Source organism: Marinifilum fragile JCM 15579 (assembly GCF_001310955.1).
GTDB lineage: Bacteria > Bacteroidota > Bacteroidia > Bacteroidales > Marinifilaceae > Marinifilum > Marinifilum fragile.
The window spans coordinates 164309-186458 of sequence record NZ_BAZX01000004.1 but is presented as its reverse complement, the minus strand read 5'-3'; the positions used below and the strand labels follow the sequence as shown (position 1 = coordinate 186458).

Genomic DNA, 22150 nt, shown 5'->3' with positions numbered 1-22150 from the left:
AAACATAAGAGGAACAGAAAAAAAATCTGCTCCTCTTTCATCACCTTTAATCAATTATATAATCACTCAACAGTTTCTTGAATTAAATTATAATCTTTTACAAATTGGTTGATAATATGAGACATTTTTGGATAACCAATTTCTTCCAAATCATAATAAACACGCGTGTTTGGCTTCTTAATATTGATGATTCTATTTAAATCTATTGGAGTACCAATAATAACAGTATCGCAATCGCTGGCATTAATAGTAGCTTCAAGATCTTTTAACTGCTGATCCGAATACCCCATTGCAGGCAAAGTATTCCCAATTCCTGGGTAAATTTCATAGGTCTCTTTTAATTTACCAACAAGGTATGGACGGGCATCAATTTCCTCTGCTGCACCAAATTTACGTGCTGCAATTGTACCAGCTCCAATCTTCATTTCACCATGAGTTAAAGTTGGTCCATCTTCTACAATTAATACACGTTTACCACGAATCATTTCAGGATCGTCAACACTAATAGGAGAAGCTCCATCTACAACCTGTGCTTTAGGATTTGCATAGGCAATACTTTCTCTTACCTCTTGAATTCCCTCAGGAGTAGCAGAATCCATCTTATTAATTACAACTACATCTGCCATTCTTAAATTAACCTCTCCTGGATAATAGCTTAATTCAGCTCCAGGGCGATGAGGATCGGCGACGGTAATTGTCATATCTGGCTTATAGAATGCAAAATCATTGTTTCCACCATCCCAAAGAATTACGTCACATCCATCAGGATCTTCTTCAGCAGCGCGAACAATAGCCTCATAATCCACACCTGCATAAATTACATTCCCTCTTGTAACATGTGGTTCATATTCTTCCATTTCTTCAACAGTACACTTGTGCTTTTTCAAGTCTTCTACAGTTGCAAAACGTTGAACCTTTTGGGCTACCAAATCGCCGTAAGGCATTGGGTGACGAATGGCAATTACTTTTAATCCTTTTGCCATTAGTTCTTCAATAACTTTACGTGATGTTTGAGATTTACCGCAACCTGTACGAGTTGCAACAACCGCAATAACAGGCTTATGACTTTTAATCATTGTATCTCCAGGACCTAATAACTTAAAATTTGATCCTGCTGCATTAACAATTGCACTTACGTTCATAACTTTCTTATACGACACATCCGAATAAGAGAAAACGCAGTCATCAATACAATGCTCCTTTATTAGTTTTGGCAGATCTTCCTCTGCGTAAATTGGAATTCCATCTGGATACAAAGAACCCGCCAACTCCGCAGGATATTTTCTTCCATCAATGTCAGGAATTTGAGCTGCTGTAAAAGCAACAACATTGTACTCTGAATTGTCTCTGAAATAGGTGTTGAAGTTGTGAAAATCACGACCCGCAGCACCAACAATAATGACATTTTTTTTAGCCATAATTTCTCCTTCTTTATTTAAAATTTCACATTAAGTTTATGAGTCTATAAAATTATTACTTTAAAGGAATTATGCTAATTTTATCGCATTTTAATCACTTATTTACTGCGTGTTGCTTAACACCGTATAAAAACTTGACATTGGTAAAAATTACATGTAACTTATTTGGTTAACCATTTATTTAAACTATTATAACCCAAGCTATCCATTCACTAAATTGCTTTTTTGTATTTTTGTTTCATGAATTTTTTAGCGCATTTGTATTTATCTGGCGATTCGGAAAAGGTGAGAGTTGGAAATTTTATTGGAGACTATGTCAAAGGGAAAAATTACGAAAAGTATCATCCTGAAATCCAAAAAGGAATCATTTTACACCGAAACATTGATCATTTCACAGATAAGCATCCTTTGGTACTCGATAGCTCAAAAAAGTTAAAAGAAGGCTATAGGAGATATTCTGGTGTAGTTGTTGATTTGATTTTTGATCATTTTTTGGCCAAATATTGGCAGGATTATCACACATTACCGATCAAAGATTTTGTAACAAATTCTCATGAAGCATTGATAAAAAACTACTTGTTACTTCCTAATAAAGTTAAACTGTTTCTACCTTTTCTTATTCAGAGCAGAAGATTGGAAAGCTATGCAAATATCGATGGCTTGCAAACAGCTCTTGATATCATGGCCAGAAGGACCAGTTTACCTGATAATTCAGTTTATGCAATTAAATCACTGGAAGATAACTACTCGGATTTTGAAAATAAATTCAAACTATTCATGAAAGACATATTAAAATATGTAAGCAATGAACACAATATTAACGTAGCAACTCCAAACGGTTGGCATCCAAACGAAGGAAAATAAACAGTAAAATGGTAAAAGACCATAGTGACGAACCTCCGTAGCTAAAAAATGGTAAAGGAATACCAATTACAGGAGCTAAACCAATGGTCATCCCAACATTAATGGCTAGGTGAAAAAATAAAATACAGGCTACGCCATATCCGTAAACACGACTAAACGATGAACGTTGACGTTCAGCTAAAAATAACAATCGTAAAATCAAGGTAAGTAATAAAAGCAATACAAGACTAGAGCCTACAAATCCCCATTCTTCCCCAACAGTACAGAAAATAAAATCGGTACTTTGCTCAGGAACAAACTTAAATTTAGTTTGTGTACCATTCAAAAATCCTTTGCCTGAAAAACCACCTGATCCAATAGCAATCTTAGATTGGGCGACATTGTATCCAGCTCCATATGGATCCGATTCAATCCCTAAAAGTTCATTGATCCTGGTTCGCTGGTGTACTTCCAGAATATTTTCAAAGATATATCCAACCGAAAAAGTATAAAAGATACTAGCAAAAACAATTAGAATGGTCCAAGCAACATTTTTCAGTTTATTTTTATAGGTATAAACCCAAAAAGGCACAGCACTTAATCCCAAAGAAATAATTAAAATAAGATAATTGGAAACATCTATTTTCAGTCCTTTAACAACCAACCACACTAATGCAAAACCTGCTGACAGCAACAATATCGCCTTTGCAAAAGCAGGCCACTTTAAACCATATGCTTTTGCAACAATAAGGCTTGTACAAACTATTATTAAAAGCACTGTGAACTTTGGCCATAACAAGGTAAACACAAATAACAAGGCTGCTATAAATGCTAGAAATAACACAATCCCCGATAATCCTTCTCGATATAGCACCAGCAAGAAAACAGAATATACCAATGCAGATCCTGCATCACCTTGCAGTACAATTAATGCCATTGGCGCAAATAAAATCACTGCCGAAGTAATGAGCGATTTTATTTTGTGAATTTTAAAATTATACTGCGTAACATACCTAGAAATAGCCAAACAAGTGGCAAATTTTGCAAACTCAGCTGGCTGAAAGCGGATTGGTCCCAATTCGAACCAAGATTTTGCTCCTTTAATATCACGGCCAAGTACCAAAACAGCCACGAGAAGAATTAGCATAAAAATATAAGTAGGATACGCAAAAGCGGAATAAAATTTACTTTCAACTATTAGAATCACAATAGCAAGTACAGCAGCAGCACCAATCCACATCAATTGCTTTCCATACCTTTGAGTGATATCAAAAATACTTTGATGTTCTTCATTATAAACAGCTGCGTAAATGTTAATCCATCCCAAAAAAACAAGCAAAGCATACAACAAAATTGTCCACCAATCTAAATTCTTTATTAAGCTTACTTTTCTGGTCATATCTATTTTTGTGATTTTTCTATTGTCAATTTCTACTCTTTTTCTGATTGGTTAATCAAATCAGCTTCAATCATTCTTTTTTCAATCCACTTTTTGCTATCAGAAATTTCTCCTCTTATATATTTTTCAATCATCAAACCTGCAATTGGCGCACCATATCGTGAACCCCATACCCCATTTTCTACATAAACCAAAATGGCAATTTTTGGATTTTCTCGTGGTGCAAAAGCAACGAATACCGAATGATCATCACCATGAGAGTTTTGAACGGTTCCTGTTTTACCACACACACGAATACCCGGTATTGCAGCGAGACTTCCCGTACTACCTGCTCCTCCTGTCACAACCATCTCCATACCATCAATTACTGAAGGAAAATAAGAAGGATCAATACTAGTTTCATGTTTGACAGTAAATTTTTCATCAATCCCCTTTTCTTTACCTACTGATTTAATAATGTGTGGAGTATAATAATGGCCTCTATTGGCAATTGCAGCACACATATTTGCCATCTGTAAAGGAGTAATCAACAACTCGCCTTGTCCAATCGAAATGGAAATCATATTAAGAGCGCGTAAATTTTTTCTCCTATACTTCTTTTGATAATATTTTAAAGTTGGTATTCCACCCCTAAATTCATTTGGTAAATCCGCTCCCAAACGTTCTCCTAACCCAAAAGACATCACATGATTTCGCCAAACATCGTAGCCATTATTTACTGAACCAAATTTTGGAGATTCTACAATATAACGGAAGGTATTTGCATAATATGCATTACAGGAGTGCATAATAGATTGACGCAAATCTAAAGGTGAAACATGGGCATGACATCCCATAGTAAATGATCCTACATGATAACCACTATGACATTCAAATCGGGTAAAAGGATTTATTACATTTTCTTGTAATCCAATTAAAGCATTAACCATTTTAAAAATAGATCCTGGTGGATATTGAGCCATCAATGTTCTATCAAACAAAGGTTTTAAACTGTCATTTTGTACCAATGCCCTGTAATTTTTACTCATAACCCTACCAACCAACATCTCCGGATCGTAACCTGGACTAGATATTTTGGCTAAGATTTCCCCGGTTGAAGGCTCCAGTGCTACTATACCTCCCTTTTTGTTCTGCATTAGGAGCTCTCCATACTCCTGCAGTTCAATATCCAGAGTAGATACCAAATCTTTTCCTGACACAGGTGACTTATCGAACTTTCCATCCCTGTAAGAACCTTTTATCCTGTTGTAAACATCTACCCAATAGATCTTTTTACCTTTCTCACCACGCAGTTCTTTCTCATAGGTTAACTCTATACCACTTTTACCAATATAGTCTCCTTGGCTGTAGTATGGATCTGCATTTATTTCCTTATTATTTACCTCATTAAGATATCCCAAAGCGTGTGCCGCACTTTGACGGGGATACTTACGCAGTGTACGTGGTTGAACAAAGAATCCTGGGAATTTATAAAGCTTTTCCTGTAATACAGCATATTGCTCTGAAGAAAGCTGCTTCAAAAAAACGGATGCCCTACGGTAGGAATAGTTCTTAGCCTTTTCTAACCTTTTAATAGCATCTAATTTCTCTATCCCTAGAAGAACACAAAAATCAAGAGTATCGAAAACTTTCACTTGTCTGGGAATAATCATTACATCATAAACTGCTTGATTATAAACCAGAAGCGCCCCATTTCGATCATAAATCAATCCCCGAGCAGGATATTGAGTTACCTGTCGTTGAGAGTTATTTTCTGCTGACAATTTATAGGAATCATCTACAATTTGCAGATTAAAAAGTTTGATCATAAAAATCAGAACAACCAAAACAAAGATTCCTCCTATTACATATATTCTATTCGAGAAATTATTCATTTGATATAAGATTGATCTATTTTTTAAACATCAAAAACTGTGAGGTAATTATTAAGGTTAAAGTGAAAAATGCACTAAAAATTATACGCATAATGGTTTCACTAAAATTAGTAAATGAAAATGCTTCAACAACGAATAAGAAGCTGTGATGAGCTACAATTAAAGTTAATGAATACTTAAAGAACCAGGCAAAACCAAAATGTGCAATACCAGGATAAGTTCCCACTTCATAACCATCACGAAGCGATAAATAATTCAAGACATAAGGTCGAACATAGGCCATAAAAACACAGGCTGAAGCATGCATTCCAACTGTTCCGCTGAAAACATCAATACTAAATCCCAGAAAAAAAGAAAGTACCAATAGCAACCAATTGGGTATTTCAAATGGTAATAGTAAGATAAACAGAATATACATGTAAGGATTCACAAATCCACTTACCTGTATGTTGTTTAAGATTGCAACCTGAATTAATACAAGAACAACAAATCGGATGATATTTTTTAAAATGATGTTCATTCCGTTGCCTCCTCCTCTAATTTTAATCGCTCCTCTTTCATTAAATCACCCACAACTTTCACGTATGACAAACTTTTAAAATCATTTGATAGTAAGACTTTGATGTTCTGAAAATTATCACCAGAAGAAGCCATAACCTCATCAACCACTCCTAACTGAAGGCCTTCAGGAAAGATAGCTGAAAAACCACTTGTTACAATCGTATCGCCTTTGGCAATTTTAACATGAAATGGAATATCCTTAAGCATGGCTTTTCTATAATCAACACCATCCCAGATTAATGATCCATGATAATTATTCCCTTTTAGTTTGGCCGAAATTCTCAGTCTATCATTTAGGACTGAAATCACAGAAGCAAAATTATCTGAGACACTTTTTACAACACCAACTACACCATTATCAGTAACAACAGCCATTTCACGTTCAATTCCATGTATTCTACCTTTATTTATAGTAATGTAATTCAACTGCTTATTAACAGAGTTGTTAATAATTTTTGCTGTACGATAAATGTACTGCTGCTTGTAAATTGTATCTATAAAAATGAAAGAAGAATCAGTTGTTAATTTATACGATGAGTGCAAAAGATTTCGCAACCTTACATTTTCACGATTCAACTCCTCATTGGTTTGAGCTAACGAAAGGTAGTCAGTAACGGAGGATACTTTTTGATAGATTCCTCCGCTAATGGCATTACTTGAATTCAGGAATTCTGATTTTTGATAGTTGTTATAATTAACTAACAACAACAAACAAAATATTTCGAATACAATAAATAAAATCGTAAAATGAAATCGTACGATAAAGTGAAACAAATTCTTCATTCGAAAATCAATTCCTGGCTATTATATACAGTTTCGTTCCTAATTATCTTCTCAGGAACGAAAATTTATCTACATTTTTAAGGGCAATCCCAGTTCCACGGGCAACAGCTCTCAATGGATCTTCCGCAATATGGAAAGGAATGTTAATCTTATCAGTTAATCTTTTATCAAGACCTCGCAACAAAGCTCCACCTCCTGCTAAATAGATACCTCTGTTTACAATATCGGCATACAACTCGGGTGGTGTTTGCTCCAAAGCACTTAAAATTGCAATTTCAATTTTCGAGATTGATTTTTCCAGACAATGGGCAATCTCCTGATATGAGACTGGTACTTCAATTGGCAATGCTGTCATTTGATTTGGCCCCTGAACACGAAAATCAGCTGGAGGATCTTCAAGATCTGACAATGCAGAACCTACATGAATTTTGATTTCTTCTGCAGTTCTTTCTCCAATTTTAATATTGTGTTGATGACGCATGTATTCCTGAATGTCTACCGTTAAATCATCTCCTGCAATACGAATTGATTTATTGGTTACAATACCACCCAAAGAAATAACTGCAATTTCGGTAGTACCACCACCTATATCCACTACCATGTTTCCTTCTGGAGCTTCAACGTCAATTCCAATACCAATAGCGGCAGCCATTGGCTCATAAATCATGTAAACATCTCTACCTCCGGCATGTTCCGATGAATCACGTACTGCACGCATCTCAACCTCGGTACTACCCGATGGAATACAAATTACAATTCTTAACGAAGGAGGAAACAACCGAGGTTTTTTGTTTATCATTTTGATCATTCCTCGAATCATCTGCTCTGCCGCATTAAAGTCGGCAATAACACCATCCCTTAATGGACGAATGGTTTTCAGATCTTCGTGTGTTTTACCTTGCATCTGGCGAGCTTTCTCACCAATCGCAACCATTTTTTCGGTGCGGCGATCGAGAGCTACAATCGAAGGTTCGTCAACAACAATTTTATCATTGCAGATAATGATAGTGTTAGCGGTCCCCAAATCAATAGCAATCTCCTGAGTTAAAAATGAAAATAATCCCATATGGTAGCTATATCTCTGTTATCTTATTTTAGTTGCATTTTGGATGCAGAAAGTAAATTCTGCATCCAAAATTGCAATTATCTTAGTGTTTAAAATGTCTCATTCCTGTAAACACCATAGCAATACCGAATTCGTCAGCTGCTTTAATTGAATCTTCATCCTAATCGATCCACCCGGCTGAATAATTGCGGTAACTCCTGCTTTATGAGCTGCTTCAACACAATCCGAGAATGGAAAAAAAGCATCAGAAGCCATAACACTTCCTTGAATTCTTTCTGCTCCCTGACGAATTGCATTTTCCAATGCCCAAATACGACTAACCTGTCCTGGTCCAACACCAGTTGTGGTTTTATCTTTTGCTAAGGCGATACCATTCGATTTTGCATGTTTCACTGTTTTCCATGCAAACATCAAATCTTCCATCTCTTTTTCAGATGGTTGTCTTTTGGTAACCACTTTTAATTCTTCTCCAATCAATTTCTGATCCTGATCTTGAATCAACAGTCCACCCAATACGGTTCTGCCTTTCATAGCAGAATAATCCGATTTTAAGATTTCTGGTAATTCCAAAAGTCTCAAATTCTTCTTCTTGGTTAGTATTTCAAGAGCTTCCTTGCTATATGAAGGAGCTACAATTACTTCCAAGAAAATTCCGCTCATGATTTCAGCAGTAGCTTTGTCAATTTCGCGGTTTGCTGCAACAATTCCTCCAAAAATAGAAACCGGATCGGCATCGTAAGCTTTCTGGAACGCTTCAGCTATGGTTTCTGCACTACCAATTCCACATGGATTAGCATGCTTGGCCGCAACAATGGTTGGCTCTTCGAACTCTTTTAATGTTTCCAAAGCTCCATCGGTGTCACCAATATTGTTATACGATAATTCCTTACCGTGAATTTTATTTGCCGCAGTCAACGTTCCTTCTGTCTCCTGAATCTGAGTATAGAAAGCTGCATTTTGGTGCGGATTTTCTCCGTAACGAAGATCTTGTTTCTTTTCGTATGTAAGAGTTAAAGTTTTTGGTGATTTCACATTCAATTTTTTATTGAAATAACCAGAAATCAAAGCATCGTAATGTGCCGTGTGTTCAAAAACCTTAGCTGCTAAATATTCTTTTGTCTCTTTGCTTGTTTCTCCTGACTCCTTTAACTCTTCTATAACTTTTGAATAATCTTCAGGATCGGTAATTACCGAAACAAAATTGTAATTTTTAGCTGCAGCTCTTAACATGGTTGGTCCACCTATGTCAATATTCTCAACAATATCTTCATGAGTTGAATCTGGATTTAGAACTGTTTGTTTGAACGGATAAAGGTTACAAACTACAATATCAATTGGTTCAATCCCCAACTCAACCATCTGTTTTTGGTGCATTTCATTGTCGCGAATAGCAAGAATACCACCTTCTACGTGTGGATGAATGGTTTTTAAACGACCATCAAAACACTCAGGAAATTTAGTCAAATCAGACACATCCATTACAGGAATTCCCTCTGCTTTAAACTTTGCAGATGTTCCACCTGTTGAAATAATTTCCCAACCCATTTCGGTTAGTTCCTTAGCAAACTCAACAACATTTGTTTTATCAAAAACACTGATAAGAGCTCTCTTCATAATTCTTTTTTTTGGAGGTATTTTATAAAATGGTATAAATTAATTTTCCTTGCGAAAAACTATCTCGGCTCAGCGATTTTACAAATCATTCATCTACAATAATTTACAAGATCTCCAGAAACCTCATGCAAAGTTAAGAAAAACCTAAAAAAATCCGACCAATGAAATTCTTTTTTGTTCAACTTTTTACAAATCAAAATTTATTGCTTCCAATTTAAAAATTATGACCTTTTTTTCTATTAAAGGGACATTAAAAAATAGGCTCCAATAGATAAATAAATGAACAAACCAACAATATCATTTAATGTTGTTATAAATGGTCCGGTTGCAACCGCAGGATCTACTTTCATCTTGTTCAACATTAATGGAATTACGGTTCCAGCAATTGCTGCAAAATGATTACTGCAAATAATGCTACAGATATTGATAAAGTTAATCCCACAGAATTACTAGTCAAAAAATAAGTGCTTAAAAACAATAATAATGAACAAGTTAAGCCATTAATTAAAGCACCTCCCAACTCTCTCATTAATCTACTAAACGTACTCTCAAAACCCAATGAGTTATTTGCAATAGCTTGCACGATAATTGCCGATGATTGTACTCCAACATTTCCAGCCATAGCAGTAATCAAAGGAATGAAAAATGCCAATTTAGGTGTATGCTCAAGTCCTTTCTCATGAACTGATATTACCATTGCAGAAAAAATACCACCCACCAGACCAATAATAAGCCAAGGCAAACGAGCTCTTGTCTGAAGCCAGATGGAGTCGCTAGCTTCAACATCCTCAGCCAAACCTGATGCCATTTGGTAATCTTTCTCAGCCTCATCACGGATTACATCCACAACATCATCAATAGTAATCCGCCCCATCAAGCGTCCAATACTATCAACTACTGGAATGGCAACCAAATCATATTTCTCCATGATGTGTGCTACTTCCTCGTCTTCCTCATCGGTGTGAACCGACATAACATCAGGTTGGTATATATTGATAATTTTGGCCGAAGTTGGACTCAGAATCATTCTTTTTAAGGACAATGTTCCTTTTAATATTCCATCATCGTCAACAACGTATACATAATAGATTTCATCAATATCTTCGGCTTGACGACTTAATTCTCTTAAACAAGTCAGAACGGTCCAGTTTTCATTTACAATAACCAACTCTTTTGCCATCAAACCACCAGCAGTGTCTTCATCGTAATGCAGAAGGTCTACAATATCTCCGGCCTGTTCAATATCCTCAATATGAGAGAGAATTTCCTCTTGTTTTTCGTCTGATAAACCACCAATAACATCGGCAGCATCATCGGAGTCCATCTTGTCTATAAACTTTTTAGCAACTACCTCCGCAGGTAATGCTTTCACAAAGCGATCTCTATCGTCTTCCTCAAGTTCTGCCAATACATTTGCGGCAGTTTCTCCGTCAAGTAATAGGTATAGGAATGTTGCCTCATCAATACTTAATTCATCGTAGATTTCGGCAATATCTGCTGGATGCAATTCTTCCATTAAACCAATTGCCTCAGCTTCATTCTTTTCTTCGATTACTCTTTTAATTTCATCGATATATTCGCGAGTCAATTCAAATTGCATAACAATAAATTTTAGGTGTAATTTTTATTCTCTTAACTGCATATTCAGTAACTCCTGGATTTTATTAGTCAAGTATACAAATTGCTCAATGCTCAACTGTTCTGGTCTTTTAGCCATTAAGTCGTCCTCCAACTTGTATTCTCCCAATATGGATTTCAAAGAGTTTCGTAAAGTTTTACGGCGTTGATTAAACCCCGTCTTCACGACTCGAAAGAATAATTTTTCATCGCATTCCAAATTAGAAGTTGTATTTCTTACCATTCTAATAACAGCAGATTTCACCTTTGGAGGTGGATCAAACACCTTTTCGCTTACAGTAAACAAATACTCAATATCGTAGAATGCCTGCATTAAAACACTCAATATTCCATAAGTTTTATTTCCCGGAACAGCACTCATACGTTCGGCAACCTCTTTTTGAATCATTCCAACAACTTCGGGAATTTGATCACGATGCTCAAGAATTTTGAAAAATATTTGCGATGATATATTGTATGGGAAGTTTCCGATTACTGCAAATGATTCATTAAAAATCTTTGATAAATCATACTTTAAAAAATCCTCCCCAATAATACGATCAGATAGATCTGGATAGTTTTCTTTTAAATAGGCTACTGATTCGGTATCAATCTCTACTACGTGTGTTTCGAACGCATCGTTTTGTAATAAATATTGTGTCAAAACACCCATTCCAGGACCAATTTCCAAAACCTTAGAAACATTATCAGCCTTTAAACCTGCCACAATTTTTTTTGCAATATTGAGGTCTTTTAAAAAGTGTTGTCCTAGATTTTTCTTCGCCCTAACGTATCCCATACCTATCCTTTTTATTCTCTTTTAAACAAGCAGCTATGATTAACGGAAGTTAAAAACGGCAGCTTTTCAAAGGAGATTTCAAACATTTACTTATTTTTGTAGCTACATTTAATGATCGGCAAAATTAGGACTTAATACCGAATAAGTCGGTATTCGTGCCGAAAAATTAATCATTGTTAGTTTTTTCTGAAAAAAATTCTAACATTAAAAATATCAAAATTGAAGAAAAAGCTCGCAAATACTCTTAAATTTTTAATCTTCTTTTCAATAGGTGCATCTTTATTTTGGATCACTTACAGAGATCAAAATCCATCGGAATTATTACATACCTTAAAAAACGATGTAAATTATTACTGGATTCTTCTTTCTCTGTTTTTTGGTTTATTAAGTCATATTAGCAGAACCATTAGATGGAACCTATTAATTGAGTCTTTAGGTAAAAAGCCCAGAACTGTAAATACATTCCTTGCGGTAATGGTTGGTTACTTTGCCAATCTGGCCTTACCTAGAATGGGGGAAATTTCACGATGTGGTATTATTAGCAGATATGAAAAAATTTCTTTTTCTCAATTGGTAGGAACAGTTGTACTGGAACGAGTTCTTGATATTATCATGCTTATCGTATTCCTTTTAATTGCCCTATCCACTCAATTTTCTGTAATTGCCAACTTTTTCGCCAACAACCCAGAAGTAAGTGAAAAGCTATCGAATGTATTTGCCTCTGCTTACACGCTATACGCATTAACTACAATTACTCTTATAATTTGGTTGTTGAGAAAACAATTTAAGCATACTGGACTTTTCAAAAAAATAGATCAAACCCTAAAGAGCTTCATGGATGGATTTCGTACCATCAAAAAGATCGAAAACAAATGGCCATTCATTCTACATACAGTTTTCATTTGGGTGATGTATTATTTAATGACCTATATCTGTTTCTTTAGTTTTGGTTTCACTTCCAATTTACCAGCACTTGCAGGTTTAACTGTTTTTGTGATGAGTGCTTTTGGCATGGTAGCTCCTGTACAAGGAGGGGTTGGTGCATGGCATTTTATGGTAATTGGTACGCTTCTAGTTTACCTTCCGGGAGTTAATAACATCGAAAGCATGTCCAGAAGTTTTGCTTTGGTGGTTCACGGAGCACAAACGGCCATGATAATTATTGTTGGAGCATTATCCGTAATTGCTCTACCTTTTGCCAACCGAAAAGAATTAATCAACAATAAAGCAAAAGCCTAAAATGGGAACTTATAAGCTTATTGAAGTAAACGACGACATTACAAAAAAAGAGTTTATAGAATTACCGGTTCGATTGTATCAAAACGAAAAGAATTGGGTAAGACCGCTCGATTTTGAAATCAACAACATATTCGATCCCAAGGAAAATAAAATGTTTCAACATGGAGAGTGCTGTCGCTGGATCATGACCAACGAATCCAATGAAACCATCGGAAGAGTTGCTGCATTTGTTGATTACAAATCGAAAGATTTAAACGATCAGCCAACAGGTGGAATGGGATTTTTCGAATGCATTGAAAATAAAGATGCTGCGTTTAGCCTGTTTGATCATTGCAAGAAGTGGCTACAAGAGAGAAATATAGAAGCCATGGATGGTCCAATAAATTTTGGAGAAAGACATCAATGGTGGGGCTTGCAGGTGGAAGGAGAGCATAGACCTGTTTACAATATGCCATACCACAAATCCTACTACAAAAAGTTTTTTGAAGATTATGGATTTCAGGTTTACTTTAAACAGTTCACCTACAAAACAGTTTTCTCGCCGGATAGCTTAAGCGATATCATTAAATGGAAAGCTGATAGACTAAGCAAAAATCCTGACTACAGAGTTGAGCATTTTTCTAAATCCAAAACCCAGCGTTTTATTAAGGATTTCGTTCACATATACAACGAAGCATGGGTGAAAGAAATTCCAGGAATTGAAGGCATCTCTGAAAACCAAACCCAGACTCTTTTTGATGATTTGAAACCAATCATTCATGAAAAACTCATGTGGTTTGCTTACTACAAAGATCAACCTATTGGATTTTTTATCATGATTCAGGATTTGAATGAATACCTGCAACACATTAATGGTAGAATTACACTTTATGGAAAGTTGAGATTTCTTTATTACAAATACTTTCAAAAAAACAAAAATGCCATTGGCTTAATTTTCGGAGTTGTACCTGAGTTTCAAAAAAGAGGAATAGAAGCAGCCATGATTTACGAATTTTCTAAATCAGGATTGGATAAAAAATTCCCGTTTCGAACTTTAGAGATGAATTGGATTGGTGATTTTAATCCTAGAATGAGTCATTTAATGAAACACATTGGTGCTGAAGTGCACAAAACTCATCACACTTATCGTAAACTTTTCGATGAGAAAAAAGAATTTAAACGATCAGTAATTATACAATAAAAGAAAAGGCTGCAAATTGCAGCCTTTTCTTTTATATAAATATAACTCTATAATCCATTTTCCGAATGAAATAAAATTCGCATCAAGCGAATATCTTCCTCGGTATAATCTTCTTCTCCTAATTCATCAAGAGCATCCTCAATACTGTCAGTTTCAGCTTCATAAAAATAATCCAGAATTTCTTCTTGCTTATCTTCATCAATAACTTCATCCACATAATAGTCAAGATTTAATTTGGTTCCAGAATATACAATTGCTTCCATTTCTTTAAGCAATTCTTCATATTCCATTCCTTTTGCTTCAGCAATATCCTCTAAATCTAATTTTCTATCGATACTTTGAATAATATACACTTTAAACTTAGACTTGTCAGCTACGGTTCGTACCACCATATCTTGAGGTCTCTCAATATCATTCTCCTCTACATGTTTTGAAATCAGAGCAATAAAATCCTTTCCGAAACGCCTGGCCTTACCTGCCCCAACCCCTTGAATATGTGATAATTCTTCAATAGTCGTAGGATAATGAATTGCCATTCTTCCAAGGATGGATCCTGAAAAACCACATAAGGAGGTACATCTTTTTGCTTGGCAACTTTTTTACGAAGATCTTTTAACATAGACAACAAAGCTTCATCCATCGCAGCGGTTCCTCCACTTTTTGGAGCTTCAGCATCTACTCCTTCAAAATCATGATCATCAGTTAACATGAACGGATATGGTTTCTCCAAAAAGGCATCTCCTTCTGGGCGAATTTTAATTACACCATATTGCTCAATATCTTTTTCAATAAACGAATTGATTAGTGCACGACGATACACCATATTCCAAAAGTGCTGATCTTTCTCATCACCATCTCCATACAACTCAAGCTCATCGTGCTTATATGATTTTATTGCAGAATTTTGAGAACCAATTAAGATGTTAACCAAATGGTCCACTTTAAATCTTTCTTTTACTTCTTTTACAAGATTTAAAGCTTTAACCACATATTCTTCGCCTTGGAACTCTTTTTTAGGATGCAAGCAATTGTCGCAATTACCACAATTTTCATCCACATGTTTCTCCCCAAAGTAATGCAACAATACTGTACGTCTGCAAACAGCAGATTCTGCATAGGAAACCGTCTCCATTAAAAGCTGCTTACCAATTTCCTGCTCTGCCACAGGCTTACCCTGCATAAACTTTTCAAGCTTCTGTATATCCTTGTAACTATAGAAAGTCAAGCAACGTCCCTCTCCTCCGTCACGGCCTGCTCTACCAGTTTCCTGATAATAACCTTCCAAACTTTTCGGAATATCATAGTGAATTACAAAACGTACATCAGGTTTATCAATTCCCATTCCAAACGCTATAGTGGCAACTACAACATCTACATCTTCCATTAGAAACTTATCCTGATTTCCGGATCGAGTTGAGGAATCCATACCTGCATGGTAAGGCACAGCTTTAATTCCGTTTACCTGAAGAGTTTCGGCCAATTCTTCAACTTTCTTTCTACTTAGGCAGTAAATAATTCCTGATTTACCAGTATTTCCTTTAATAAACTTGATAATCTCTTTTGTTGCATTTACCTTAGGCAACACCTCGTAGTATAGATTTGGTCTATTAAATGAAGATTTAAATACCGTAGCATCCAACATTCCAAGATTTTTCTGAATATCATGCTGAACTTTAGGTGTTGCAGTTGCTGTAAGTGCAATAATTGGCGCATTACCAATTTCCTCTACTATCGGCCTTATCTTTCTATATTCTGGTCGGAAATCATGTCCCCATTCCGAAATACAATGGGCTTCATCCACTGCATAAAAAGAAATCTTAACCTGTTTTAAGAATTCTATATTACTCTCCTTTGTTAATGATTCCGGTGCGACATACAACAGTTTGGTACGTCCTTCTATTACATCCTCTTTAACTTTTAAAGTTGCCGATTTTGACAAGGACGAGTTCAAAAAGTGTGCAATCCCATCATCCTCTCCAAAATTTCTCATTGCATCAACCTGATTTTTCATTAGTGCAATAAGTGGAGATATAACGATTGCAGTACCTTCCAACATCAATGAAGGCAACTGATAACAAAGTGATTTTCCTCCTCCTGTTGGCATCAACACGAAGGTATCTTTACCGTCTAAAATATTTTGAATTACAGGCTCTTGATTCCCCTTGAAGTGCTCAAACCCAAAATACTTCTTTAAATTAGATGATAATTCAAAGTTTTTTCCCATGCTTTAATTAGATATGCTTACTATTTTGCTATGCGGCCCGCTAAATTAATATTATTATTAGCGACCAAAAATTTTTATAAGATGAATTTTACTCCATCTTCAATCCCCGAATTACAAAAATTAGATACTTTTGTATTTTAAATTTAGATAAACACTTGTACAATTCAAAACGATTTTCGCTTTTAACAGATTTTAACTGTATGTGATAAATCAAAATAAATGAGTTTATTTAGCTTTGTACAAACAAAAAACAAGAAGCTGTGAAGTCATCAGAGGATATTAAAAATATTGCAATCCAAACCATCGAAGAGGAAGCAAATTCCATTTATCAATTAAAACATTACATTGATGGAGATTTTGTTAAAACTGTAGAATTAATCCTGGAAAGCAACGGAAGAGTAGTAATTACTGGAATTGGCAAAAGTGCCAACATTGCCAATAAAATTGTTGCAACTCTTAACTCCACAGGAACTCCTGCCCTTTTTATGCACGCAGCAGATGCAATTCATGGAGATTTAGGAATGATTCGTCCAAACGATACTGTAATCTGTATTTCAAAAAGTGGAAATACTCCGGAAATCAAAGTTTTAGTGCCACTTATCAAAAACATGGGAAATACTTTAGTTGCTATGGCATCTGGACTTGATTCCTTTCTCGCACTTAACTCTGACTATGTACTTAAAGCGAAAGTTGAAAAAGAAGCTTGCCCAAATAACCTGGCTCCTACGAATTCAACCACAGCTCAACTCGTAATGGGCGATGCACTGGCAGTTGCTCTATTAGAATGTCGTCAATTTACCGATCGTGATTTTGCTAAATATCATCCAGGTGGTGCTTTAGGAAAAAAATTATACCTGCGCATTAGTGATTTGGTTTCTAAAGAAAATCCTCCAAAAGTTGCCATCGATGAAAAAATTAGACCAATTATTCTTGAAATTTCTTCAAAAAGAATGGGATCAACAGCTGTTGTAAACGAAAAAGATGAATTATTGGGAATTATTACCGATGGTGATCTTCGCAGAATGTTGGAAAAAAATGAGGATGTGAGTCAACTAACAGCAAAAGATATTATGACTCCAACTCCTAAAACAACCAGCTCAGATGTTTTAGCAATTAATGCCTTCCAAATAATGGAAAAATATAACATTACAGGTCTGGCTGTTGTTGATGAAGGAAAATATATTGGCATGGTTCACCTGCACGATATTTTGAAAGAAGGAATTGTTTAATATCTTAGCTTCGCAAAATAATTAACTATGTCAGAAAAAGAACAACAGCAAGACGAAAATCAAATGAGCTTTCTTGAACATCTTGAAGTGTTAAGATGGCACTTAATGCGTTCTGTAATAGCGGTACTTGTTTTTGCCGTTGCTGCTTTTATATTTTACGATTTCATTTTTGATTATTTGATTTTGGCTCCTAAAAATCCTGATTTCTTCACAAACAGAATGTTTGCTAAAGTGGCAGAATACACGGGAGTTGAAGCTTTAAAAATAAATACAAAGCCATTTCAAGTAATTAATATCAATATGGCAGGTCAATTTGCTACTCACATCAGCGTATCGTTGGTGGCGGGTATTATAGCGAGCTTTCCATATATATTTTACGAGTTTTGGTGCTTTATAAAACCAGCACTTTATGCTAACGAAAAGAAACATGCAAGAGGATCAATATTTTACACCAGCTTTTTGTTTGCTCTAGGTGTTCTTTTCGGCTATTATTTAATTACCCCACTATCTGTTCATTTCTTGGGATCCTATAGTGTTAGTGATCAAGTCATGAACCAGATCAACCTAAAATCCTACATCTCATCAGTTACTTCAATTGTCTTGGCAAGTGGAGTTATTTTTGAGCTGCCTGTTCTTATTTTCTTTTTAAGTAAAATAGGTTTGGTAACTCCTGATTTTCTAAAAAAGTACAGAAAGCATTCAGTTGTCCTAATTCTGATTTTATCAGCAATTATTACTCCTCCAGATATCTTTAGCCAGGTATTGGTTTGTTTGCCGTTAATGTTACTTTATGAAATTGGCATTAAAATCTCTAAACGAATTCACAAAAAGCAACAAGCTGAATTAGGTTTAGATTAAGATGATAGCCAGACTATTATAATAAACATTATTAAAGCTTGAGCTTAATCACTCAAGCATTATTTATTTATTACGATGCAGATACTAAAAAAAGGATTTTTCATTTTAGGTGTTCTTACATTATCCTTATTAAGTATAAAGGCTTCAGGACAGTCCACCAAAGTAAGGGGAAAAATTGTTGACTCTGAAACAAAACAAGCCTTACCCTTTGTAAACATTGCTTACAAAGGAACAACAATTGGTACAATTACTGATTTTGACGGAAATTATTTTCTGGAAACCAGAACTCCGGGAGACACTATTCACATATCATTTGTAGGTTATAAAGAAAGAACATTTGCAATCCAGAAAGGCAAATTTCAAACATTAGATGTTGAAATGGAAGCCGAAACATTCGATCTTCAAGAAATTGTAGTTGTTCCTGGCGAGAATCCTGCTCATGTGCTTTTGCGCAAAATCATAAAAAACAAAAAGAAGAACAATCCATCTCGCTTCGAGTCTTTCCAAGCGGAAACCTACACAAAGATGGAAATGGACCTGAATAATATTAAAGATAATTTTAAGGATAAAAAAATCATGCGTCAGTTCCAGTTTGTTTTCGACTACATGGACACCTCCGTGATTACCGGTAAACCTTATTTGCCAATCTTCATTACAGAATCTTTGTCCGACTACTACTATCAGGACAAACCAAGAGTTGAGCGTGAAATAATTAAAGCATCGCAGATGTCGGGAATTCAAGACAATGCCAGTTTGGCTCAATTCACTGGTCAACTTCACCAAAACATAAATGTTTACGACAATTTTATCGACCTATTCGATATGGGGTTTGTGAGTCCGATTGCTGATGGAGGTTTAAGATACTACAAGTATTACCTAACGGATAGCGCATACCGTGATGGTAATTGGTGCTACCACATGTCTTTTAAACCCAAAAGAAAGCAAGAGCCAACTTTTGTGGGAGATTTTTGGGTAGCCGATACAACTTTTGCCATTCAAAATATGCAAATGCGCATTGCAAAAGGCGTAAATCTTAACTGGGTTAAAGATTTGGTAAGTAACAACGAATTTCAAAAATTAAACGATACAACCTGGTTTCTTAAAAAGCAAAATCTATTTGTAGATTTCATGCTTACCGAAAGAGACTCGACCAAACAAATGGGTTTCTTCGGTCGAAAAACCGTATCCTATAAAAATGTAGAGGTTAATGTTCCCTTAAAGGAAGAAATTATAAAGCTAGACAATAATGTTATTGTAAAGGAAGATGCATTATCACAACCACGTGAATATTGGGACAATGCTCGCCCTTATAAATTATCAGAAAGAGAATCTGGCATTTACTCAATGGTTGATTCCATACAAAATGTGCCTCTTTATAAGAATATTGTTGATATCATTACAACATTCATAACTGGTTATTACGTTCACGGAAAATTCGAATATGGTCCATACTATAAATTGTATAGTTTCAACGAAATTGAAGGAAATCGATTCATGTTTGGAGGAAGAACTTCAAATGATTTTAGTACTAAAATAATGCTGAATGGACACTTGGCCTATGGTACCAAAGATCAGAAATTCAAATATGGACTAGGCTTTCTGTACATGATTAACAAACTCCCAAGAGAAACTTTTGGGATGCAATTTAAACATGATATTCACCAACTGGGTAAAAGCCCAAATGCTTTTACCGAAGGAAACATTCTGGCTTCTTTATTAAAAAGAAATCCGAATAACAAATTAACAATGCTCGATCAGTTTGTTACCCACTACGAAAAAGAATGGTTTCAAGGGTTTTCAAATACATTAAAATTCCGATATGGAAAAATGACACCTACCGAGTATGTTCCTTTTTTACGTTCTGAATTTAATGGAGGAGGAATTGTTAAAAATCTTACTGCATCTGAATTGGAGCTAAGAACCCGTTGGACAAAAAATGAGAAAGTGGTAATGGGTGAATTTGAGAGAGTTCATCTTGGAGGGCCAATTCCAATTGTCAATCTGTACCTTACTCTGGGAATGAAAGGAGTTCTTGGCTCTGATTACAATTATCAGAAAATCGACCTAAGTGTAGAACACACATTTGAACTTCCTCCTCTTGGAAACTTGTATTTTTTAGCTTCAGGGGGTAAACTTTTTGGTAAAGTTCCTTATCCGCTATTGCATTTGCACGAAGGAAACGAGACCTATGCTTTCGATCCATATGCTTTTAATATGATGAATTACTATGAATTTGCAAGTGATCAGTATGCAAGTTTGTTTGTAGAGCATCATTTTAATGGATTGATTTTAAATCGAATTCCCTTATTCAGAAAACTAAAGTGGAGAACTGTGGTTTCAGGGAAAGGCCTAATTGGTAAATTGAGTGATAAAAACAATGGATCTTTGGCTAATACAGAAGCATACATGCAGTTTCCTCAAGGACTATCAGATGTTAGCAAACCATATTTTGAGGCAAGTGTAGGAATCGAGAATATTTTCAAATTTATCAGAATTGATGCGATGTGGAGATTAACTCACCTCGATGCTAACCCATACCAGGATTTTGAAGATTTTGGAATTCGAGCCATGCTACAAATCACTTTCTAAGGATATCTTTTTTATATTTGCACAACTCCAAACCATTAAAACAATTGGACAAGGATGATATTAAGAGCTGAGAATTTAATTAAACGATACAAGAGCCGTACTGTTGTAAAAGGTGTTTCGGTTGATGTAAAACAAGGTGAAATTGTTGGATTACTAGGACCAAACGGAGCAGGTAAAACAACATCTTTCTACATGATTGTAGGATTGATTCAACCAAACGGGGGAAGAATTTTTCTTGATGATCGAGAAATTACCAATGAACCTGTTTACAAGAGAGCTCAGCTTGGAGTAGGATATTTGGCTCAGGAAGCTTCTGTTTTCAGAAAGCTAAGTGTTGAAGACAATATTAAGTCTGTTCTGGAAATGTCTGATTTCTCAAAAGAATATCAAGCTCACCGATTAGAGGAGATGCTGAATGAATTCAGTCTTCAGAAAATCAGAAAAAGTTTGGGTATTCAATTGTCAGGTGGAGAAAGAAGAAGAACTGAAATCGCCAGAGCCCTTTCTATCAAACCGAAATTTATTCTTTTGGATGAACCTTTTGCTGGAGTTGACCCTATCGCAGTAGAAGATATTCAAGATATCGTTCGCCATTTAAAGGATAAAAATATTGGTATATTAATTACAGACCATAACGTACAAGAAACCCTTTCCATTACAGAAAGAGCATACTTGTTGTTCGAAGGAAACATCTTAAAATCTGGAACTGCTGAAGAATTAGCAGCTGATGAAGATGTAAGAAGGGTATATCTAGGAAAGAACTTTGAGCTTCGAAAACCAGTAAAATAAAGGCTTCCAATAGGTTTACAGCTTTATATTTTACTGATAAATTTTCATCTCAGATTTTTTCTCGAAAA

Annotated in this window: 17 protein-coding genes and 1 pseudogene; 7 read left to right on the top strand and 11 right to left on the bottom strand. The window is 35.4% G+C overall.

The genetic code is table 11. From position 1 onward, the window contains the following. Window positions 1-62: 62 nt before the first annotated feature. Window positions 63-1418 (bottom strand): cyclic 2,3-diphosphoglycerate synthase, encoded by a 1356-nt coding sequence (locus JCM15579_RS05470; protein WP_054716873.1) that lies wholly within the window; start codon window positions 1416-1418, stop codon window positions 63-65. Window positions 1419-1658: 240 nt separating this feature from the next. Here JCM15579_RS05470 and JCM15579_RS05465 point away from each other — a divergent pair, with 240 nt between their 5' ends. Further along, window positions 1659-2282, top strand: a complete 624-nt coding sequence (locus JCM15579_RS05465) for an acyl carrier protein phosphodiesterase (protein WP_054716870.1) — start codon at window positions 1659-1661, stop codon at window positions 2280-2282. Here the strand turns inward: JCM15579_RS05465 and rodA are convergent. The 8 genes and pseudogenes from rodA to rsmA all read right to left on the bottom strand — a co-directional run bounded on the left by rodA (window position 2236) and on the right by rsmA (window position 11974). Further along, a complete protein-coding gene (rodA, locus tag JCM15579_RS05460) occupies window positions 2236-3660 on the bottom strand; it encodes a rod shape-determining protein RodA (RefSeq protein WP_054716867.1) in 1425 nt (474 codons plus the stop codon). The two genes, JCM15579_RS05465 and rodA, sit on opposite strands and share 47 nt — an antisense overlap. A 32-nt stretch (window positions 3661-3692) precedes the next feature. Then, entirely contained in the window at window positions 3693-5534 is a 1842-nt protein-coding gene (gene mrdA, locus JCM15579_RS05455) for a penicillin-binding protein 2 (protein WP_054716864.1), read from the bottom strand. Window positions 5535-5550: 16 nt separating this feature from the next. Continuing rightward, window positions 5551-6054, bottom strand: coding sequence for a hypothetical protein (locus JCM15579_RS05450; RefSeq protein ID WP_054716861.1), 504 nt, complete (start codon window positions 6052-6054; stop codon window positions 5551-5553). Then, the gene (gene mreC, locus JCM15579_RS05445; protein WP_083464551.1) at window positions 6051-6878 is read right to left on the bottom strand and encodes a rod shape-determining protein MreC; all 828 of its coding nucleotides are present in this window, start codon (window positions 6876-6878) and stop codon (window positions 6051-6053) included. Before mreC ends, JCM15579_RS05450 begins: the two co-directional genes overlap by 4 nt. Before the next feature lie 43 nt (window positions 6879-6921). Beyond that, complete coding sequence (locus JCM15579_RS05440) at window positions 6922-7944, bottom strand: rod shape-determining protein (protein WP_054716855.1); 1023 nt, start codon at window positions 7942-7944, stop codon at window positions 6922-6924. 99 nt (window positions 7945-8043) lie between these two features. Then, a complete protein-coding gene (gene purH, locus JCM15579_RS05435) occupies window positions 8044-9558 on the bottom strand; it encodes a bifunctional phosphoribosylaminoimidazolecarboxamide formyltransferase/IMP cyclohydrolase (protein ID WP_218186064.1) in 1515 nt (504 codons plus the stop codon). 239 nt (window positions 9559-9797) lie between these two features. Next, window positions 9798-11074 (bottom strand): annotated as a pseudogene (gene mgtE, locus JCM15579_RS05430) (magnesium transporter). Window positions 11075-11182: 108 nt separating this feature from the next. After that, entirely contained in the window at window positions 11183-11974 is a 792-nt protein-coding gene (rsmA, locus tag JCM15579_RS05425; RefSeq protein ID WP_054716851.1) for a 16S rRNA (adenine(1518)-N(6)/adenine(1519)-N(6))-dimethyltransferase RsmA, read from the bottom strand. Between the two features lie 219 nt (window positions 11975-12193). Between rsmA and JCM15579_RS05420 the strand changes: the two genes are divergently transcribed. Next, complete coding sequence (locus JCM15579_RS05420) at window positions 12194-13213, top strand: lysylphosphatidylglycerol synthase transmembrane domain-containing protein (protein WP_054716848.1); 1020 nt, start codon at window positions 12194-12196, stop codon at window positions 13211-13213. A 1-nt stretch (window position 13214) separates the two neighbouring features. Continuing rightward, window positions 13215-14393: a hypothetical protein gene (locus JCM15579_RS05415; protein WP_054716845.1), complete on the top strand. Its 1179-nt coding sequence runs from the start codon at window positions 13215-13217 to the stop codon at window positions 14391-14393. A 47-nt stretch (window positions 14394-14440) separates the two neighbouring features. On the opposite strand, the gene JCM15579_RS21355 is transcribed toward JCM15579_RS05415, so the two are convergent. Together JCM15579_RS21355 and recQ are read right to left on the bottom strand one after the other, a co-directional pair. Further along, window positions 14441-14929 carry an HRDC domain-containing protein gene (locus JCM15579_RS21355; protein ID WP_245625834.1) on the bottom strand — a complete coding sequence of 163 codons (489 nt, stop codon included), beginning with the start codon at window positions 14927-14929 and terminating at the stop codon, window positions 14441-14443. Further along, on the bottom strand, window positions 14830-16617 hold the full coding sequence (recQ, locus tag JCM15579_RS05410; protein ID WP_245625833.1) for a DNA helicase RecQ: 1788 nt from the start codon (window positions 16615-16617) through the stop codon (window positions 14830-14832). The genes JCM15579_RS21355 and recQ overlap by 100 nt, the downstream gene beginning before the upstream one ends. 260 nt (window positions 16618-16877) lie before the next feature. On the opposite strand from recQ, the gene JCM15579_RS05405 reads away from it, so the two are divergent. The 4 genes from JCM15579_RS05405 (at window position 16878) to lptB (ending at window position 22082) form a co-directional block, all read left to right on the top strand. Then, window positions 16878-17846, top strand: coding sequence for a KpsF/GutQ family sugar-phosphate isomerase (locus JCM15579_RS05405; RefSeq protein WP_054716843.1), 969 nt, complete (start codon window positions 16878-16880; stop codon window positions 17844-17846). A gap of 27 nt (window positions 17847-17873) precedes the next feature. Next, window positions 17874-18704 carry a twin-arginine translocase subunit TatC gene (tatC, locus tag JCM15579_RS05400; protein WP_218186063.1) on the top strand — a complete coding sequence of 277 codons (831 nt, stop codon included), beginning with the start codon at window positions 17874-17876 and terminating at the stop codon, window positions 18702-18704. Window positions 18705-18779: 75 nt separating this feature from the next. Next, complete coding sequence (locus JCM15579_RS05395) at window positions 18780-21293, top strand: DUF5686 and carboxypeptidase-like regulatory domain-containing protein (RefSeq protein WP_054716840.1); 2514 nt, start codon at window positions 18780-18782, stop codon at window positions 21291-21293. 54 nt (window positions 21294-21347) lie between these two features. After that, the gene (gene lptB, locus JCM15579_RS05390; RefSeq protein WP_054716838.1) at window positions 21348-22082 is read left to right on the top strand and encodes an LPS export ABC transporter ATP-binding protein; all 735 of its coding nucleotides are present in this window, start codon (window positions 21348-21350) and stop codon (window positions 22080-22082) included. The last annotated feature ends 68 nt before the right edge of the window (window positions 22083-22150 follow it).

Excerpts from the sequence above, each read along its gene's own strand:
- JCM15579_RS05470 (WP_054716873.1), bottom strand. The coding sequence starts at position 1,418 with ATGGCTAAAAAAAATGTCATTATTGTTGGTGCTGCGGGTCGTGATTTT.
- JCM15579_RS05465 (WP_054716870.1), top strand. The coding sequence starts at position 1,659 with ATGAATTTTTTAGCGCATTTGTATTTATCTGGCGATTCGGAAAAGGTG.
- rodA (WP_054716867.1), bottom strand. The coding sequence starts at position 3,660 with ATGACCAGAAAAGTAAGCTTAATAAAGAATTTAGATTGGTGGACAATT.
- mrdA (WP_054716864.1), bottom strand. The coding sequence starts at position 5,534 with ATGAATAATTTCTCGAATAGAATATATGTAATAGGAGGAATCTTTGTT.
- JCM15579_RS05450 (WP_054716861.1), bottom strand. The coding sequence starts at position 6,054 with ATGAACATCATTTTAAAAAATATCATCCGATTTGTTGTTCTTGTATTA.
- mreC (WP_083464551.1), bottom strand. The coding sequence starts at position 6,878 with ATGAAGAATTTGTTTCACTTTATCGTACGATTTCATTTTACGATTTTA.
- JCM15579_RS05440 (WP_054716855.1), bottom strand. The coding sequence starts at position 7,944 with ATGGGATTATTTTCATTTTTAACTCAGGAGATTGCTATTGATTTGGGG.
- purH (WP_218186064.1), bottom strand. The coding sequence starts at position 9,558 with ATGAAGAGAGCTCTTATCAGTGTTTTTGATAAAACAAATGTTGTTGAG.
- rsmA (WP_054716851.1), bottom strand. The coding sequence starts at position 11,974 with ATGGGATACGTTAGGGCGAAGAAAAATCTAGGACAACACTTTTTAAAA.
- JCM15579_RS05415 (WP_054716845.1), top strand. The coding sequence starts at position 13,215 with ATGGGAACTTATAAGCTTATTGAAGTAAACGACGACATTACAAAAAAA.
- JCM15579_RS21355 (WP_245625834.1), bottom strand. The coding sequence starts at position 14,929 with ATGGCAATTCATTATCCTACGACTATTGAAGAATTATCACATATTCAA.
- recQ (WP_245625833.1), bottom strand. The coding sequence starts at position 16,617 with ATGGGAAAAAACTTTGAATTATCATCTAATTTAAAGAAGTATTTTGGG.
- tatC (WP_218186063.1), top strand. The coding sequence starts at position 17,874 with ATGTCAGAAAAAGAACAACAGCAAGACGAAAATCAAATGAGCTTTCTT.
- JCM15579_RS05395 (WP_054716840.1), top strand. The coding sequence starts at position 18,780 with ATGCAGATACTAAAAAAAGGATTTTTCATTTTAGGTGTTCTTACATTA.
- lptB (WP_054716838.1), top strand. The coding sequence starts at position 21,348 with ATGATATTAAGAGCTGAGAATTTAATTAAACGATACAAGAGCCGTACT.